The organism is Rossellomorea sp. ABR4_004 (genome assembly GCF_056159585.1).
On record NZ_JBSWVM010000001.1, the window covers coordinates 538067 to 554749 of the forward strand.

Here is a 16683-nt window from a genome sequence, read left to right on the forward strand (position 1 = left end):
GGGTTAAGTTTTCTACCCTGACATCTGATTCCGATTGTGAAGAAAACTAACTTCATGAAATTCTGTTATGAGTTGATCAAAGATACAATCCCACGATTGTTTTTCAGCCATTTGAAGAGCATTTTTTTTCATTTCTGCTAGGAGGTTTCCATTTATTATCTCTTCAATTTGATGAATAAACGAAGAATATTGATGAGCTTTCGCTATCCTTCCTGTTTGATTATGCTCTACGATGTTCGTTACACCGCCTTTATCAGCCACTACCGCTGGCAAACCGGAGGCAAATGCTTCTAATACTACATTTCCAAACGTCTCTGAGGCAGAGGGGAAGACGAATAGGTCTGAGGATGCATATACTTCCGCTAATTCGTTTCCTGTTACATAACCCGTAAAGATTACATCTTCGTTTTTGGTTTTTTCCATTAGTTCATTCCTCATCGGTCCATCTCCGACGATCACCCATTGAACTTGATCTTTTAATGTTTGAGGAAGATATTTTATCGCCTTTTCGAGTGTGTCCAAGTCCTTTTCAGGTGCTAAACGCCCCACATAAAGAAGAGTGTATTTCTTGTTTTTATTGAATTTCCTCCTTAGTTCAGGACAGCGTTTTTCCGGAGAATAGCATTGACAATCCACTCCCCTGCTCCATATGGATAAGTCGGTAAAACCCTGGTTTTCTAAGTGAAGTTTCGTTTCAATCGAGGGGACAAAAATTCGATCTGCCTGTGAATAAAACCATTTCATGTATTTCCATAATAATGGTGCCACCCACATCATTTTGTAATAATTCAAATACAGATCAAAATGGGTGTGGTAAGAGGCAACCAATGGTATATTCATTTTCTTTGCACCGCGAATCCCATATAGTCCCATTGTAAGAGGTGTGGTTACATGAATCAGTGTAGGTGAAAAATCTTTCAGCTGTTTTTCAATCGTTTTCGGGTTGGCAATTGCCGTTCTGCATTCAGGATAGAAGAAAAAGGGAAAACTTGTAAAGGAATGTACATTTGGATAGGGCTCTTTTTTCTCTTGTAGATCAGGTGTAAATACTTTGTACTCAATTCCCCTTTTCTCATAGTGATTCGTCAATCTTTTTAACGTTCTTGCGACCCCGTTCACTTGAGGATAGTAAGTATCCGAAAACAATGCCACTCGCATGTACTCTTCCCCCTTTTGATTGCCTTTCAATTCGTAAATTTTATACGTTTAACCCATAAACAAAAGGACCATTAAAGTTGTAGCAAATGCAAGAAATGCTCCCGCCAGTACATCTGAAGGATAATGGACTCCGAGCACCACTCTGGAGTATCCCACTGACCAACTTAAAGGAAAAAGGATAAGCATCGTGTATGGAAACTGAATCATAAAAGGAATCGTTATGGAAAAAATGGCGGTTGAGTGACCAGACGGAAATGAATGGTCCTTAAATTGATAGCCGTGTATCATTGCATCGGGTAAAGTTAGATAAGGTCGGATACGTTTAACCAATTTCTTTGTGATCGACATAATAATATGACTGATACATAACGTTATCATGGCGGCGAATACCGTTCTTTTCATCTGTGAATAATATTGACTCAAGAAAAACAAGATCAGGACGGAGGCTACAGTAATCCTCGCTCCACCCAAATGAGTAACATAGCCGAAGAATGAACGATACAGCTGCTTACTTCCATTGATTCTGTAAAACAAAAGGTCATCCACTTCTCGAAAGCGCGTAAGCATTCTGTCCATGAAACCAACTCCTTTTCCTTTAGCTCTGTCACCTCCATTATATTTTAGGTTTGTAATGCTTCTTATAAATAAATGTAAATTTTATCGCAAATTTTTGTAAAAAAATAGCACCCGCCCCAAATCGACTTGGGGGAGTGCCTTTTATTAATCTAATGGGATTTCCAGTACTTGTCCTGACTGAATTTCATTATTTTGAATATTATTCCATTCCTTGATTCGTTCAACCCCTGATTGGGAATTGTAGTATTTCATAGCAATCCTGTAAAGGGTTTCTTTTGGTGCGACCGTGTGATACACAATCTTGTTTGTTGGCTGGTCTTCCACTGGTTCGTCATTTACCTCTTCTTTCGGCTTTTCCTCTGCTGATTCCTGTTCAGGTGATGGAGAAGCCGGTTCAGTGGATGCTGGTTGTTCCTTACCAGTCATTGAGGGAGAAACTTCATTCAAGGATTCTTCACTTTTGTCATTCCCGGCTTCTTCTTCTTTGGAATCAGCCTCTCCAATGCTCTCCTCATTATCATTATCGGATTGGTCGTAGCGAACTTCTTCCACATCGTCCACATCTTCTGACATGACCACCAGGGGACCATTCCTGCTATCAAAATACGAATAAATGCTAAAAACCGTCAAGGGCAAAAGAATAAAAAATAAGAGCAGCATACTGATCAATGGATATTTCATTCTCCATTTATTTTTCTTCTTTTTCTCTCTATGTACCTCACTTCGCGCTGGAAGAGGCTCTCTTTTTTTAATTGATGCTTTCTCTGGGACTCGTTCAATCTTTTGCTTTAATTTCGCTGCTTGATCTCGATATGGGTCTTTACTCATGAGACATCCCTTCTTTACTTCCTTGTCTTCCCTTCTTACGCATATGTATCCCCAGTAAGAAATCGATGACAAAGTGCATGATGATTGTTACCAATAAATTCTCTGTTTGTTCATAAATGAAACCGATCCAAAAGCTAAGCAGAACAATATTGACAATTAAAAACCAGTGAGCCCAGTATCTAAAATGTATCAGAGCAAATATAATACTTGAAATGATTATACCAAAGTGAAATTGCAACACACCTCTAAATAATATTTCTTCGCTGATGCTGATGATCAATGCAAGCAGTGCAATTTCACCAATGCTTCTTTCCGTAAATATCCGTGCATTCACCCCACCATCGTCATAGTATTTATTGGGTAAACGCTTCATTAATACGATGTCGATGAGCACAATCATCAAACCGCTTGTTAATCCAATGGTCAAAATAGTCGGGGAAATGTAAAACTGTTTCCAAAAACCGGACCATGTGTCAAATAAAAAGATACCTAATCCTAAGGCAATCGTTAATAGTAAGAATTGAGTGAAATACAAATGAAATGTTAGCTGGTTCTTAGAAAGCTGTTGTATGACTTCCCCTTGTTTCTGCATGAATACCACTTATCCTAATAATAATTTTTCCAACCTTTTTTCCCATCTTGTTTCAATCGGGTTTTGAGTGTCGGTTGGCCGACACTTGAAATCCTTAAGGCAATAACCGCATTGATCACAACAGAAGCTATTCTCCTGTTCAAGCACTTCATCAAAATAGTGAAGGAGCTTCTCTCTCCTACAGGAATCAACCTGTAACCACTCTATCATAGAGAGCAGTTTGTCCTTCTTGTATTGTAAACGATTGTTGCGAATTTGTTTCATCTTTTCTATTAATCTATCTTGACTAAGTGTCCGCCTTCGAGTCAGCTCACCTGAATAATACGTAAGAAATCGATATTGAATCTCCGACAGTTGCAACAGGTCGATTATTTCCTTCGCCTGAGCCTGCCTGCCTTCCTTTACATACCTTTGTATTTGTACATCTTCAGGCAATTCACTTTGAATAAGCTGCAGTGGGATCGAAAGGTCTTGTTCTGAGTATAACACGACAGACACGCTGCTTTCCCCATCTCGTCCCGCTCTTCCGATTTCTTGTGAGAATGCTTCTATGTTTGAAGAGAAATGAAAATGAACGACAAATCGAATATTTTCCTTGTTTACCCCCATGCCAAATGCAGAAGTGGCACATATGATTCTTAGCTTATTGGATAGAAATTGTTGTTGAATCAGTATCCTATCCTCTTGCTCCATTCCCCCATGATAGTGAGCAACTCCTGATACACCATTTTCCCCAAGCCATAACGAAACCTCTTCTGCCATACGTTTACTTGAGAAATAGATAATGCCCGGCCCTCCCCATGTTGTCACATACTGTAAAAGCTTATCCAGTTTATCGCCATGATTCGTGACTTTCTCAACGAACAGACCAATATTCTCACGATTAATTGAATAGACTTTTTCCACAGCACCTTCCATTTGGAGCACTCGTTTAATATCTTTCCTCACTTCACCTGTGGCAGTCGCCGTTAATGCCAAGGTCGTCGGATTGCCAATCTTCTCTTTAAGTTCCCCAAGTTTTAAGTAATCAGGTCTGAAGTCAGGACCCCACTGAGATATACAATGTGCTTCATCAATGACAAATAATGAAATGTGTAAAGTTTGTAGTAAGGGAATAATCACCGGACTCATTAACATTTCCGGTGATATGAATATAAATTTATAATCGTGTAATTGCTCAAGGGCCGCTCTTCTTTCCATATAAGGTAAAAACGAATTCAGCGCAATCACCCGTTTTTCACCCATTACTTTCATCTGCTCCACTTGATCCTGCATCAAAGAGAGAAGTGGAGAAACGATTAATACTTGTCCTTTCTTTAGATACCCGGGTAATTGATAGCACAGCGACTTACCGGTTCCTGTAGGGAGCATCGCCACCGTATCCCGTTGATTTAGAACGGATTGAATGATATCCTCCTGACCTTCCCTGAAGGATGAATAGCCAAATCTCTCTTTAAGTTCTTGTTGCAAATTCACGGTTCTCACCTGCCTTCGCAATCGCTACTCTAATTTGAAAATAAGATAAATGAGGAATCTTCTCTTTTATCGGTTTTAGCCTTTTAGTTTGAGCGTCGTTCATAACTATAAGCACATTCTCATATTCCTCTTGAGACATGAACGGGTCTATTGCAAATTCTTCCTGTGTTAAGATTAGTTCAATCACATGGTCTTCAATAGTATTTATTTTTAAATCACGTATACGCGCGATTTCTTCGATTGAATGACCCTTTTGATACAACTCATATGTTTTGCTTGTTGAAATGGTCAGATTTTGCAGCTGATCATTTTTTAAGCTGATTGAATATAATAAGGGATAAGTTGAAGGATCTCTTTCTAATTCAGATAATATCCCGTGGATTAAATCAAGAAACTGAAAGCGGAATTCTTCTTCATGCATATCCAATTTTTCAGCAACTTGCAATTCCGTCCATCCATAATCCTTGTAGCCCGTTAAGCGGAATACGAGAACGTCTGGATTCAAGGATTGTGGTAGACTGGTCAACAGAGTATACAGCTCCTTATACAAATCGGAAGCCATTTTTTCAATATTAGTGTTCGCCCGTAAACAGCTCTTTACCCAATCTTGTATGCTCTTGTTACGTTGTACAGGAAAATAGAGCGTTTCCTGCTGTTTCCCGTTTGATAGAACCTGAACAAGGAGGCTTAATCTTTTCCAAAACAGAAACGTTTGATCACCGTAGACAAGACCATTCATATTGGATGGAAAGGAGTCACCTTGAAAATCTTTTTTTACAGATTCAGTACCAGCAGTTGTCACAATCGCTTTCCCACTATCATCGACAATGACATACCCCAATTTCTCCAATTCCTTTACCTTCTGGTTAAAGTACGCTCGTTTAAGCTTAGGTAAAGAAAGGAAAAACGGCTGCAAATAAAAGAGGTGAGCATCCTGAATCGACTGGGAAGACTTTTTTCCTTTTAAGATATGAAAAACAGAGTAAATCGATCGCTCTCCATTTATTTGTATGAAGCAATTTAAAATCACATAATTAAGATAGGTCAATTCTCTACTCCTTAACATGTAGGTTATTGTCAAATATTGTACCATGAATTTGTTGTTTAACCATGTTTTGTTTTTCATATATAGGATAAAAATAAAAAGAAACCACCTAACTATTGAAAAGTTATACAATCCTCTATAAAATAAACATTAAGTGATTTTTCACAAACTTACATTGTGTATAATGATGAATTATATAGAATTATTTATTCGGGAGGTTTTTTCTTTGCCAAAATATACAATCGTCGACAAGGATACATGCATTGCATGTGGAGCGTGTGGAGCTGCTGCTCCAGATATTTATGACTATGATGATGAAGGTATTGCATTTGTAACATTAGATGATAACCAGGGGACGGTCGAAGTTCCTGACGTATTAGAAGATGATATGGTTGATGCATTCGAAGGTTGTCCTACAGATTCCATTAAAGTAGCTGACGAGCCATTCGACGGGGATGCACTTAAATTTGAATAGCAGTTCCGAAGCTAAGGGAATTTCCCCTTAGCTTTTTCTTTTTGTGCTGATGACATTAGAAAACCCCCTCAAATGAAATTGAGGGGGTTATTATTTATATTTGCACTATGCCGCTTTCTTTAGGGCTGTCTGTCTTGCCAACCAGCCTTGAAGACGAACAAATAGTAAGATGAAGACTGATGTTACAAGGATTCCTTTTAAGATGTTGAAAGGAACAATTCCTGTAATGATAACCTCAGCAGGCAGTTCAAAATTCATGAAGTATTTATATGCGGGAAGGAATACAAAATAATTAAGAATTCCCATACTGATACTCATGACCACAGTACCTGTGATAAGTCCGATCAACAAGCCTTTTTTAGATTGTGAACGTGAATAAATATAATATGTCGGAAGAATCAAAAGCACTCCTGCCATAAAATTTGCAACATGGCCAATCGGAACGCCGGTATCGCTTCCTGTCATGATGTAATCAATCACGTTCTTGAATAATTCAACTAATATTCCTGCAAGAGGACCTAATGTCACTGTCGCAATCAATGCAGGCACATCACTGAAATCTACCATTAAAAACTTTGGAAATGGTGGTATTGGGAAGTTAAAAAGCATTAACACATAGGATATGGCACTTAACATACCAACCGTTACAAACGTGCGTGTATTCATTTTTCTCATAAACCTCTCTCCTTTAGGAGATTCATCTCATATCGAAGATAGCTCAAGCCAAAGGTAGCATTAAAAAACCCCTAGATACGTATATCTAGGAGAATGTAAAGGCATACCCTAATAAACGTTCAGCTTCCCATTTCTAAACGTTCTGGCATAAACCTTCATCTTCTCCCATCCAGACTATACTGTCGGCTTTGGAATCGCACCAAATCCTGCCCCTGAAGGCTCGCGGGCTTAGAGACAAATGTCCCATCACCGCCGGTAGGGAATTTCACCCTGCCCCGAAGACGAATCTTTATTTTTTTATACATTTTCATTATACATAATGACAGTGGTTATGTGAAGGAAAACAGTTCGAATTCGAAATATTTTTGTTTACTCATGGTCTATTCAGGTTTACGCTTCCATTATTGTATGTTTAATACTTGTTGAGGATATATAGGTGTCTTAAGATCCAATCCATTCCAAGCCACCAAGTCATTCACATCGACTCCTTGTGCGACTGAAATGGAGTATAAGGTGTCCCCTTGTTTCACTACATATCCAATACCGGACAGAGGGATGGCTAACGTTTGATTAATTTCCAAATTGGTTTCATCTAATCCATTGGCACTTTTAATATCCTCTACTGATATATTGTATTGTTGAGAAATCCCCCAGAGGGTTTCTCCCTTATGTACGACATGATTTACCATGTTTTCATGATTATGAATTTCTTCCGTACTTACATCACGAGTGATATCAGCTGTTCCAGAAACACCCACGGCCTGATAGGGATCCCTTTCCTGAGCAAATACAAGCTGCCCGACCTCACCTTGTCCAAATACCATATAGGGATCGATTGCATTTATCTTATCAATCGTCCATTCTCCCCTGTGCACCTCAAAATGCAGGTGAGCTCCTGTCGATCTGCCTGTATTTCCTAAATTTCCAAGCTGTTGACCTTGGCCAACTTCTTGATTTTCTTCAACAAGGCGGTTCTCAAGATGAGCATAAACGGTTTCATACCCATTTTCATGCCTAATGAATACCACATGTCCGTAGCTTGGAGATAGATATGATCTAATCACCTTACCTTTGGCAACAGAATAAACAGGAGAGCCTATGTCTCCTCCTATGTCCATCCCTTTATGAGTACCAGACCTTGTACCATATGAATCCGTTATCATCCCTTCAACAGGAAATGTCCAGGATACCGTTTCCTCCACGATCTTATTCGTCTCCGCTTTCGCTATCTTTCCTGTAAAGAACATAATGCTCACACACAATGCTAACAGGAATACGATTAAAAGCCTTCTTACATAATCCAAAATCATGCTTGTCCTCCTTACCCATTTAACGCAATACCTTATTCCTTCCCTACTGAAACTTCACGTCCGCTGCCTTTTCGTCTATTAACCCATTCTTACCTTCTCACCATCATTTCATGCACTCCCCACTATATGTAGACCCTCCATTCAATATTCACAAGTGAATGAGATAATTTTCCTTTGAGTAGTTTGTCTAAGTCTGAGATAAATATACACCCAAAAGCGGAGGCGGCTCGTTCAGACCCGACAAGCATAAGATGAATTGGCCGAGAAGGCGTTCTTTGCCTTCTTGGCCAATTTAGCTTATGACCTCGAGGGGCTAGCCGCCGGAGCTGGATGACACAAAAGCGGAGGCGGCTCGTTCAGAGGCGACAAGCATAAGACGAACAGGCCGGAAAGGCGTTCTTTGCCTTTTTGGCCTGTTTGACCTATGACCTCGAGCCTCTAGCCGCCGGAGCTGGATGACACAAAAGCGGAGGCGGCTCGTTCAGAGGCGACAAGCATAAGACGAACAGGCCGGAAAGGCGTTCTTTGCCTTTTTGGCCTGTTTGACTTATGACCTCGAGCCTCTAGCCGCCGGAGCTGGATGACACAAAAGCGGAGGCGGCTCGTTCAGAGGCGACAAGCATATGACGAACATGCCGAAAAGGCGTACTTTGCCTTTTTGGCATGTTTGACTTATGACCTCGAGCCTCTAGCCGCCGGAGCTGGATGACACCCAAAAGCGGAGGCGGCTCGTTCAGCCCCGACAAGCATAAGATGAATTGGCCGAGAAGGCGTTCTTTGCCTTCTTGGCCAATTTAGCTTATGACCTCGAGGGGCTAGCCGCCGGAGCTGGATGATAGGAAATGTGGAGCCGACTGGTCAGGCCCGACAAGCACTTTGGGAAAATGGCAAAAGGCGTTCTTTGCCTTATGCCATTTTTCCAAAGTGACCTCGAGGGACTAGGAGGCGCAGCTAGACACCCAAAAGCGGAGGCGGCTCGTTCAGACCCGACTAGCATGCCCCACACAAAAAAAAAGACCGGAAACGGATTCCTTTTCCGCTTCCTGTCTTTCTTTGATAACTAATTTTCGAATGTTTTCTTATTCGGGCTGATAGGAGTCTCAATGGGCTCGTTGAACATGAATCCATTCCAGCTTTCCTGTTTAATGTTTTCAAATTGAACTCTTTCATACCCGGAGCTTTTGCTTGTCAGTAAAATACCTTCAATCATTTCCATGGCTGTTTCATTGTCTATTGTTTCTATGTCCAGTTCATTTAAGAAATTGATGATTAAATATTCATCTGATTCCGTTACACTGATATTGATATTTTTAGGAATTACACTTTGGAAAAGGCTCGTTTCTGAGCTTTTCATTGCCTGAATGGACTCCTTGACATTTCCTCTATTTATATTATCCGGTACGAGGAAGCGTTCCCTTCCATTTGGCGAGTAAAGGTAATAAGCCGTATGAGCATCTTCATTAAGATCGATTTTTGAGAATTCCCCGGTGGAGCTAAATTCCGGAACTGAGCCATCTTGTTCTTGAAGAACCACTTCATCTAACCCCTTATGCTGAAATGAATATAATAGAGTATGGTAAAAAGCGTATTCCACTGCACTACCGCCACTATATGAATGCTCAGGATCCAAAGTGAAAATGACTTTGTTTTCACCCAATGTAAATTTGCCTTTTAACGGGAGAAATTCTTCCATCCCCCACTCACCTTCGGGTAGTTCACCTGCAATTTCTTCATGACGGGTCAACCAGCCTTCTTCCCCATTTACCGGGCGATCGACAATTGAAATAGGAACAGGTACCGCTTCCGGTGAAACGAGTCCATAAGAATAGTAGTCCTGCCCTTCCAAGTCTTCTTCATATAAAGATAATCTTTCTGCCGTAGCTGGTTGAAGGTCTTTTTCAGTCTCAGCCGAACTAGGCTCCTTTTCAACTGTCATTTGGTCTTTATCGGCGTCATCATATATCATTTCTGATTTATCATCTGATTTCGCCAAGGATCCTTGTGCTGAATTCGTTGTTGACTCTCCATTTGAAGACTCCGTTGATTTCATTTCTGAATTTTCCATACTATTTTCATTGAATTGATTTAATACGGTTGGAGCAAGCATGACCATGATGAAAATGGCTGCCAGCGCTGCTACTGTAGGAATAAAACGGTTAAAAGCAATAAACTTCTTTTTGTTCTGACGTTCTATTTTTGCATAGATTGATTGAGGAGTTCGATCATCTTTGATTTGAGGAAGCTTTTTGACGAGATCCTCTATATCACGATCTTTCCATTCTGACTGCTTCAATGTCTCTTTCCTCCTTTGGTAGCCGTTGATTCATTTCAATTCTTAACCACTTTATGGCTCTATGCTGGGTCGTTTTCACTTTACTTTCAGACCAGCCGAGGACTTCAGATGTTTCAACAATTGAAAGTTCTTGTAAGTAACGCATAATAATGACCATCCGATAATCCGTCGAACAGTTTTTCAAACATTCGTACAATACCTGAACTTCTTCCTTGGCTACAGTAATTTCTTCCGGGAGTGCGCCATCGTCTGTCACATCGTTCCGGCTCCAATCGAATTTATCCAATATCCGATGCTTCCAGTTCTTCTGTTTTCTAAAATGATCGATGGCTACATTTTTTGCGATCGAAAAAAGCCACGTTTTTTCTGAGCTTTTACCTTCAAAACGCTCATGCGATTTAAGCACCCTGATATATACTTCCTGCACCAGATCTTCAGCCTGCTGCTTATTCTGCACCATGTATATAAGGAACTGAAAGACATCCTGATGATACTCAGTGTATAATTTCTCAAAAACGGAGTCCACTTGCGTCCCTCCCCGTCAATTTATTAGTCGTTTTTTCTGTAAAAAAGTTACACACTATCAATATAGTATTTTTCTGGGAAAAAGGAAAGACTTATATTGAATACAGGTTTCCCCTCAAAATTACTTCAAACAAAAAGTCAACAAGGTACTTATCCCCTGTTGACTTCTCATATTTTCATCATTTTTTCAACATCATTTTCTACTCGCAGTGAAAAAATAAAGAATGTTTCCCATGTAACAAGAAAAATCGCCAAGTTTCTAAGGATATCATCGATTCTTGGCTAAATGGGAAGAAAGAAAGTGAAGGTTGTCCCTTGATCGACTTTACTTTGTACTTGGATATGACCTTTATGGGACTCAATGATGTTCTTTGCGATCGCGAGGCCAAGACCAGTACCGGACTTCCCTCTTGTTCTGGCTTTATCCGCTTTATAGAATCGCTCGAATACGAAAGGAAGATCTTCTTCAGGAATCCCGGAACCCGTGTCTTTTACGTTGAATAAATAACCACCCTTGCTTTCCGTCAGGGAAACGGTTACTTCTCCATCAGTAGGAGTATGTCTTAATGCATTATCAATAAGATTGGTTAATACTTGTTCAATTCGGTCCGGATCCATGTGAATTTCATTTTTGATTCCTACGTCACTTTCAAAGTATACGGATACCTTTTTTTCTTTGGCCAGTCCAATAAATTTATTCGTTACTCTTTCGGTGAAAGGCATGACACCGATGACATCTTTATTTAACGTGATATGCCCCGCTTCCATACGGGCCAAATCCAGAAGGTCATTGACCAGACGCCCCATTCGCAATGACTCATCATAAATAATTCGTGCTATCTCTTTCTTTTCTTCTTCTGTTTCCGCAATATCATCAACGATCGCTTCACTATATCCTTGAAGCATAGAGATTGGCGTACGGAGTTCATGAGAGACATTGGCGATAAAGTCTTTCCGAAGCTTATCCAGCCTTCTCTCTTCTGTCATATCGCGCACCACCGCCACGGCTCCCCTGATGTTGTTGTTATTGTAGAGAGGACTGATAATCACCACATACGAACGCCCCTGCAGACTCAATTCACCTGTCTGCTCCATTTCTGTAACGACCACGCTCTGCAATAATTCTTTTACAGTAGTAGGGATGGCTTCCTCACTGTTTTCACTTTGCTCATAATACCAATGCTGCAGGAATCGATCGGCAGGTGGATTAGTGATCAAGATCGTGCCGTCCCGATTAAAGGTGATCACTCCATCAGCCATACTGCTCAAAATAGAGGAGAGCTGCTCCTTCTCCTGGCTTAATGCGTTTATGTGAAACTTAAGCTGCCTGCCCATTTGGTTAAAACCTGTTGCGAGTTCACCTATTTCATCCTTCGTCAAAATCGGAACCTTTGTATCAAACTTACCCTTTGCTACCTCAAAGGCTGCTTCCCGCATTTTCCTTAGTGGTGCAGTGATACGTGTGGAAAGGAAAAAAGCAAAGATAGTCGTTAGAATGATGGCAATCCCGGCAGCAAGCAAGATCAGTTTCGTTGTTTGACGGGTTGTATCTTTAATAACACCAAGAGACTGATAGAGATAAACCGCTCCATCTTCTTCATCAATATGAAGAGGAGTCCCTACAATGATGACATTTTCATATCTGTTCGATGACATTTCCGAGGATAATTCAATCTCTTTCTTAATGGTGATCTCTTTTGTTTTCACCGATTGAAGTTGTTTATCACTTGAAATATACTCATGAATATTCTTTTGAAACGCAGAAGAATCCTGGGAATATAGTGATTCATTTTGTTCTAATGAAATAATGATATTGACTGGATCATCGATGATTTCTTTCCCCAGTTCCATCCCCAGCTCCAGGTCTTTATGATTCTCAATGACTCTCGCCACTTTTTCAGCTGTTTGGGTTAATTCCTTTTCGACCACATCAACGTGATAGTTTTGAAAGAATTCCAATAAAAGAATCGTAAGGATGAATAACACAAAGGAAACCAAGAGCAGAATCGTTAGCCACAGCTTCCCTACAACACTACGCCATAGCCTCATTCATTTGTTACCTCGAACTTGTAGCCTACTCCCCATACGGTAACAATCATCTTTGCAGCCATCTCGGATACTTTATTCAGTTTTTCTCTTAATCGTTTCACATGGGTATCGACCGTACGCAGGTCGCCGAAGAATTCATAATGCCACACTTCCTTAAGCAGGTGCTCGCGGTCAAACACTTTGTCAGGAGCTTTTGCAAGGAAATATAGGAGCTCGTATTCTTTTGGTGTTAAGTTCACATCTTTACCGTCAGCGGTTACCCGATGGGCATCATTATCAATCGTAAGATGAGGATAGACAATCAGGTCCTTTGCCTTGGCATCTGTTTGAATAAAGCTTGTCTTTGAAGAGCGTCTTAATAACGCTTTCACTCTCAGTACCACTTCGCGAGGGGAAAAAGGTTTCACTATGTAATCATCGGTTCCCACTTCGAACCCTTGCACTCTGTTCACTTCTTCTCCCTTGGCAGTAAGCATGATCACGGGTGTCGCTTTCTTTTCACGAAGGTACTTACATACTTCGATTCCATCCATTCCCGGCATCATGATATCCAGTAAGATACAGTCGTAATTATTCTCCAGAGCAAGCGCCAAGGCTTCTTCTCCATTTTCCGCTTCATCAATTTCATAGTTTTCTCTTTCAAGATACATCTTTAATAGTCTGCGAATCCGGTCTTCATCATCTACAACTAAAATTCGAATATTTTCCTCCATGGGTACATCCCCCTTTTGTCTAATTAAACCATATTATCCTATATTTTATATGAAAAAAGAAGCTGACTCAAAGAGAATATCACTCTCGTTATAGTCAGCTCCCTCCCGTTCGTTATTTAAGCATATGAATGCAGTCCTGCGATGATGAGGTTAACAGCCACCAGGTTGAATAGAATAATGGCAACCCCGATGACGGCTAACCATGCAGACTTCTCACCGTGCCACCCTTTAGAGAGGCGCAGATGCAAAAATGCTGCATAGAATAAGAATGTAATTAATGCCCATACTTCTTTGGGGTCCCATCCCCAGAATCGAGTCCAGGCAATCTGAGCCCAGATCATTGCGAAGATAAGCCCTCCCAATGTAAAGACCGGAAAGCCGATTAATACCGAGCGGTAACCGATTTCGTCCATCAGGTCCAGATTCACATTTTTCACCAAAGGCTGTAATTTCGCAGCTATTCGCTTTCTGAAGATTAAGCGTAATAGAAGATAAATTCCAGTTCCTATCAGAAACGACCAAATAACGGTATTAAGTTTCTTAGCGTTAATAAGGGCGGGCATTTCAACCAGTGGCTTCATTACGTTGTCGGTTAATAATTGGCCTTCATTGGGTCCGACAAGAGCCGGGAGTGTGTATTCAGAAATCGCTTCGGCCCCTTCTTGATTGACATATTGAAAGTTCGCTTCGTAATTCCCCAGGGTAAAGGCCGTTGATGCCACAATAAACCCTAATACGACAACTAAAGAATACATGACGGTTTCAAGCCAAAACGATTGCCTGCTTCCTTTTGTATGCTGTACTGATTTCAATAAATAGATTAACCCTGCCACAAAACTGATGGATAAAATCGCTTCTCCTGCTGAAACAGTTGTGACGTGGATTTTCAACCAATCACTTTGAAGAGCAGGAATCAATGGACTAATGTCTTTAGGAAACATACTGGCATAGGCGATCACCAATAGTGCAAACGGTAATGCGATAACACCCAGTATCGTTGTCTTATACATAAAGTAAAGAATGATAAATGCTCCTACAAGCGTCATTCCGAAAAAGGTTGTGAATTCAAATAAATTACTTACTGGAGCGTGTCCTGCTGCTCCCCATCTTAAAAAGAAGTAACCTAATTGAGAGGTAAATCCGATAAGGGTTAAAACAATTCCAATCAAGCCCCATTTTTGCTGATTCGTTTCAGTTGTATTTTTTTGGCGGATACTGCCACCAAAAAACAACGTAGCAATCAAATACATCATGAAGGATACATAGAGTAAATTACTACTCCACTCTGCCATTGTTATCGTTGACATCCTCATTCCTCCTTACTTCGTCTTTTTGTTGTTGATCTTCAGGCTCCTGAATTCCGGTACCTTCCAAAACGAAGTTGATTTCATTTTTTAATCCATGCCAGTTTTTATTCGTATGACCGGCTACGATGACTCCATCTTCACTTCGCCTGATCCAGATTCTTCGGTGGTGCCAATAAGCCCCTTGTACGACACCTATCATAAAGATGGCTCCACCAACGGCCAATATCCAAAGAGTGAGATCCTTATGAACGGTTAAAGCAGATACATCTCTCGTCTCAACACCCGCAAATGACAATTTATATTGATTGTCACCAAGTGGTTCCAGGTTTTGCTGGATTCCTACAAAGCTCACTTCACCATCGGGTTTTTCAGGAGAGAACAATTTAAAAAGGAATGCAGGATTATTCGGTAAAGGAGACTTGGTTTGCGGCTCTCCTTGTTCATTAAATCCAGAGAAATCAGGATAATATCCCATCAATTCTACTTTATAACCTTCTTCAAATGCATAGGTATTCTGAGGATCAAATAGGTCGACGGTAAATTTACCAAAGCTGTCCCCTGACTCTTTATTATTGAGTGTAAAGGACATTGCTTTAAATTCGTCTAACTTGTAACTGGTTTGATAGACAGCGAAATTCCCGAATTTAAGGGGATGATTCACTTTAATGGAATCTTCTTTTTCCACTTCCCGGTCAGCCGTTTGTCCTGGAAGTTTATCTCCGGATTCTTTATACAGTACTACGTCAGACTGGAAATTCTTTGCGATGGTTCCATTCTTATCAATGGCTTCCCCAAATACTTCTTTGTCTTTATCTTTGTCGTATGTCTCTAACGTAAACCCTTTATTTTCTAAGTAATATTCCTGTTTCGTACCAGGAACCGCCCTTGTTTCACCTTCACGGATCCACACGGTTTCATCAATATACATACCGGGGACGAATCGCAGCATGCCCCCGAAAAGGAAAATGATAAGACCAATATGATTGACATATGGACCCCATCTCGAGAAACGATTTTTCTCTGCAAGAATGTTTCCGTCTTCTTCCCGGATCTTGTATTTTTTTTGAGTTAACTTTTCCCTGATCTTACTTATAGAATCATTGACCTCTACCATTTCTGTTTTCCCATAGATTCGTTGACGCTTCAGGAAACCAACATGTCTGGAAACACGTTGATTCTTGAGGGCACGATAGAGGGGAATCACCCGGTCCAGACTGCAGATCACGAGGGAAACTCCAATTGATGCGATTAATAATAGATACCACCATGAACTATATAAATCATGGAACCCTAACGTATAATATAACTCTCCAAAAAAGCCGTATACATCTTCATAGTATTCATTTGCCGGCTGTCCATTCGGAATATACTGTTCCTGGGGCAAAATCGTACCGACTGCAGAGGCGATAAGTGTGATGACAATTAACCATACACCAACCTTAACAGATGAAAAGAAATTCCAAATCTTATCGACTATCGATTTGTTATACGTTTGGGAACGTCTAGCACTACCCTCGTATCGCATGTCATGAAGCTTCTCGTTCTTCGCTTCATCCGTTAAAGCACGTCCACAAGATTCGCAGAGAACGGTACCATTCGGGTTTACATGACCGCATACACATTTGATCTCTTTCATGTTAAAACTCCTTATATCAAGTTAA

15 protein-coding genes and 1 riboswitch are annotated in these 16683 nt (G+C 40.5%); of the genes, 1 reads left to right on the forward strand and 14 read right to left on the reverse strand.

Annotated elements, in window-relative coordinates; genetic code table 11:
- Positions 1 to 12: 12 nt before the first annotated feature.
- From ACXAF2_RS03010 to ACXAF2_RS03035, 6 genes are all read right to left on the reverse strand, one after another.
- Positions 13 to 1158, reverse strand: coding sequence for a glycosyltransferase family 4 protein (locus ACXAF2_RS03010; RefSeq protein ID WP_475137314.1), 1146 nt, complete (start codon positions 1156 to 1158; stop codon positions 13 to 15).
- Between the two features lie 48 nt (positions 1159 to 1206).
- On the reverse strand, positions 1207 to 1734 hold the full coding sequence (locus tag ACXAF2_RS03015; protein ID WP_475137315.1) for a phosphatase PAP2 family protein: 528 nt from the start codon (positions 1732 to 1734) through the stop codon (positions 1207 to 1209).
- Positions 1735 to 1878: 144 nt separating this feature from the next.
- Entirely contained in the window at positions 1879 to 2562 is a 684-nt protein-coding gene (locus tag ACXAF2_RS03020) for a LysM peptidoglycan-binding domain-containing protein (protein WP_475137316.1), read from the reverse strand.
- Complete coding sequence (locus ACXAF2_RS03025) at positions 2555 to 3154, reverse strand: lysostaphin resistance A-like protein (protein ID WP_475137317.1); 600 nt, start codon at positions 3152 to 3154, stop codon at positions 2555 to 2557. The genes ACXAF2_RS03020 and ACXAF2_RS03025 overlap by 8 nt, the downstream gene beginning before the upstream one ends.
- A gap of 9 nt (positions 3155 to 3163) precedes the next feature.
- Positions 3164 to 4630, reverse strand: a complete 1467-nt coding sequence (locus tag ACXAF2_RS03030) for a RecQ family ATP-dependent DNA helicase (RefSeq protein WP_475137318.1) — start codon at positions 4628 to 4630, stop codon at positions 3164 to 3166.
- Positions 4608 to 5678 (reverse strand): YpbB family protein, encoded by a 1071-nt coding sequence (locus ACXAF2_RS03035; protein ID WP_475137319.1) that lies wholly within the window; start codon positions 5676 to 5678, stop codon positions 4608 to 4610. Before ACXAF2_RS03035 ends, ACXAF2_RS03030 begins: the two co-directional genes overlap by 23 nt.
- Positions 5679 to 5901: 223 nt before the next feature.
- On the opposite strand from ACXAF2_RS03035, the gene ACXAF2_RS03040 reads away from it, so the two are divergent.
- The gene (locus ACXAF2_RS03040) at positions 5902 to 6150 is read left to right on the forward strand and encodes a ferredoxin (protein ID WP_048005917.1); all 249 of its coding nucleotides are present in this window, start codon (positions 5902 to 5904) and stop codon (positions 6148 to 6150) included.
- A 105-nt stretch (positions 6151 to 6255) separates the two neighbouring features.
- On the opposite strand, the gene ACXAF2_RS03045 is transcribed toward ACXAF2_RS03040, so the two are convergent.
- The 8 genes from ACXAF2_RS03045 to resB form a co-directional block, all read right to left on the reverse strand.
- Positions 6256 to 6825 carry an ECF transporter S component gene (locus ACXAF2_RS03045; RefSeq protein WP_475137320.1) on the reverse strand — a complete coding sequence of 190 codons (570 nt, stop codon included), beginning with the start codon at positions 6823 to 6825 and terminating at the stop codon, positions 6256 to 6258.
- A gap of 153 nt (positions 6826 to 6978) precedes the next feature.
- Positions 6979 to 7112, reverse strand: a riboswitch (FMN riboswitch).
- 114 nt (positions 7113 to 7226) lie between these two features.
- Positions 7227 to 8135, reverse strand: coding sequence for a M23 family metallopeptidase (locus tag ACXAF2_RS03050; RefSeq protein WP_475137321.1), 909 nt, complete (start codon positions 8133 to 8135; stop codon positions 7227 to 7229).
- 1060 nt (positions 8136 to 9195) lie between these two features.
- Entirely contained in the window at positions 9196 to 10428 is a 1233-nt protein-coding gene (locus tag ACXAF2_RS03055; protein ID WP_475137322.1) for a hypothetical protein, read from the reverse strand.
- Positions 10400 to 10954, reverse strand: coding sequence for an RNA polymerase sigma factor SigX (gene sigX, locus ACXAF2_RS03060; protein WP_475137323.1), 555 nt, complete (start codon positions 10952 to 10954; stop codon positions 10400 to 10402). The genes ACXAF2_RS03055 and sigX overlap by 29 nt, the downstream gene beginning before the upstream one ends.
- A gap of 281 nt (positions 10955 to 11235) precedes the next feature.
- The gene (locus tag ACXAF2_RS03065) at positions 11236 to 13002 is read right to left on the reverse strand and encodes an ATP-binding protein (protein WP_475137324.1); all 1767 of its coding nucleotides are present in this window, start codon (positions 13000 to 13002) and stop codon (positions 11236 to 11238) included.
- Positions 12999 to 13715, reverse strand: coding sequence for a response regulator transcription factor (locus ACXAF2_RS03070; RefSeq protein ID WP_113967631.1), 717 nt, complete (start codon positions 13713 to 13715; stop codon positions 12999 to 13001). The genes ACXAF2_RS03065 and ACXAF2_RS03070 overlap by 4 nt, the downstream gene beginning before the upstream one ends.
- Positions 13716 to 13831: 116 nt before the next feature.
- Positions 13832 to 15007 carry a c-type cytochrome biogenesis protein CcsB gene (gene ccsB / locus ACXAF2_RS03075; RefSeq protein ID WP_475139079.1) on the reverse strand — a complete coding sequence of 392 codons (1176 nt, stop codon included), beginning with the start codon at positions 15005 to 15007 and terminating at the stop codon, positions 13832 to 13834.
- Entirely contained in the window at positions 14991 to 16658 is a 1668-nt protein-coding gene (gene resB / locus ACXAF2_RS03080) for a cytochrome c biogenesis protein ResB (protein WP_475137325.1), read from the reverse strand. The genes ccsB and resB overlap by 17 nt, the downstream gene beginning before the upstream one ends.
- Positions 16659 to 16683 lie beyond the last annotated feature (25 nt).

Excerpts from the sequence above, each read along its gene's own strand:
- ACXAF2_RS03020 (WP_475137316.1), bottom strand. The coding sequence starts at position 2,562 with ATGAGTAAAGACCCATATCGAGATCAAGCAGCGAAATTAAAGCAAAAG.
- resB (WP_475137325.1), bottom strand. The coding sequence starts at position 16,658 with ATGAAAGAGATCAAATGTGTATGCGGTCATGTAAACCCGAATGGTACC.
- ACXAF2_RS03045 (WP_475137320.1), bottom strand. The coding sequence starts at position 6,825 with ATGAGAAAAATGAATACACGCACGTTTGTAACGGTTGGTATGTTAAGT.
- ACXAF2_RS03025 (WP_475137317.1), bottom strand. The coding sequence starts at position 3,154 with ATGCAGAAACAAGGGGAAGTCATACAACAGCTTTCTAAGAACCAGCTA.
- ACXAF2_RS03010 (WP_475137314.1), bottom strand. The coding sequence starts at position 1,158 with ATGCGAGTGGCATTGTTTTCGGATACTTACTATCCTCAAGTGAACGGG.
- ccsB (WP_475139079.1), bottom strand. The coding sequence starts at position 15,007 with ATGGCAGAGTGGAGTAGTAATTTACTCTATGTATCCTTCATGATGTAT.
- ACXAF2_RS03015 (WP_475137315.1), bottom strand. The coding sequence starts at position 1,734 with ATGGACAGAATGCTTACGCGCTTTCGAGAAGTGGATGACCTTTTGTTT.
- ACXAF2_RS03070 (WP_113967631.1), bottom strand. The coding sequence starts at position 13,715 with ATGGAGGAAAATATTCGAATTTTAGTTGTAGATGATGAAGACCGGATT.
- ACXAF2_RS03050 (WP_475137321.1), bottom strand. The coding sequence starts at position 8,135 with ATGATTTTGGATTATGTAAGAAGGCTTTTAATCGTATTCCTGTTAGCA.
- ACXAF2_RS03065 (WP_475137324.1), bottom strand. The coding sequence starts at position 13,002 with ATGAGGCTATGGCGTAGTGTTGTAGGGAAGCTGTGGCTAACGATTCTG.